Source organism: Enterobacter sp. SENG-6, assembly GCF_001605945.1.
Classification (GTDB): domain Bacteria; phylum Pseudomonadota; class Gammaproteobacteria; order Enterobacterales; family Enterobacteriaceae; genus Enterobacter; species Enterobacter cloacae.
In genome coordinates this window covers 1-1,249 of the sequence record NZ_LOMM01000071.1, presented here as the reverse complement: position 1 = coordinate 1,249, position 1,249 = coordinate 1, and the positions used below count along the sequence as shown (strand labels likewise).

General features: G+C 52.0%; 1 protein-coding gene. It reads left to right on the top strand.

All coding sequences use genetic code 11. The features are described from left to right. Positions 1-72 precede the first annotated feature (72 nt). A protein-coding gene (locus tag AX755_RS21585) for an IS3-like element ISEc52 family transposase (protein WP_103255452.1) occupies positions 73-1,241 on the top strand; the annotation gives its coding sequence in 2 pieces (ribosomal slippage) (positions 73-322 and positions 322-1,241; 1,170 coding nt in all). Positions 1,242-1,249 lie beyond the last annotated feature (8 nt).

Genomic DNA, 1,249 nt, shown 5'->3' with positions numbered 1-1,249 from the left:
TGAAGTGGTTTACTGAATTTGGCCACCTGAACAGAGGTGATATGCTCACCTCAGAACAACACAGGTGCCATAATGAAAAAAAGAAATTTCAGCGCAGAGTTTAAACGCGAATCCGCTCAACTGGTCGTTGACCAGAATTACACCGTGGCAGATGCAGCCAGCGCTATGGATGTCGGCCTTTCCACAATGACGCGATGGGTGAAACAATTACGTGATGAGCGGCAGGGAAAAACACCAAAAGCCTCCCCCATTACCCCGGAACAAATTGAAATCCGTGAGCTCAGGAAAAAGCTACAACGTATTGAAATGGAAAATGAAATATTAAAAAAGGCTACCGCGCTCTTGATGTCAGACTCCCTGAACAGTTCTCGATAATCGGGAAACTCAGGGCGCGTTATCCTGTGGCCACTCTCTGCCATGTGTTCGGGGTCCATCGCAGCAGCTACAAATACTGGAAAAACCGTCCTGAAAAGCCAGACGGCAGACGGGCTGTATTACGCAGCCAGGTACTTGAACTGCATGGCATCAGCCACGGCTCTGCCGGAGCAAGAAGCATCGCCACAATGGCAACCCAGAGAGGCTACCAGATGGGGCGCTGGCTTGCTGGCAGACTCATGAAAGAGCTGGGGCTGGTCAGTTGCCAGCAGCCGACTCACCGGTATAAGCGTGGCGGTCATGAGCACGTTGCTATCCCGAATCATCTTGAGCGACAGTTCGCCGTAACGGAACCAAATCAGGTTTGGTGCGGTGATGTGACCTATATCTGGACGGGTAAGCGCTGGGCGTACCTCGCCGTTGTTCTCGACCTGTTCGCAAGAAAACCAGTGGGCTGGGCCATGTCGTTCTCGCCGGACAGCAGGCTTACCATGAAAGCACTGGAAATGGCATGGGAAACCCGTGGTAAGCCCGTCGGGGTGATGTTCCACAGCGATCAAGGCAGTCATTATACGAGCAGGCAGTTCCGGCAGTTACTGTGGCGATACCGGATCAGGCAGAGTATGAGTCGGCGTGGAAACTGCTGGGATAACAGCCCAATGGAGCGCTTCTTCAGGAGTCTGAAGAACGAATGGGTGCCAGCGACGGGCTATGTAAGCTTCAGCGATGCAGCTCACGCAATAACGGACTATATCGTTGGATATTACAGCGCACTAAGACCGCACGAATATAATGGTGGGTTACCACCAAACGAATCAGAAAACCGATACTGGAAAAACTCTAACGCGGTGGCCAGTTTTAGTTGACCACAACA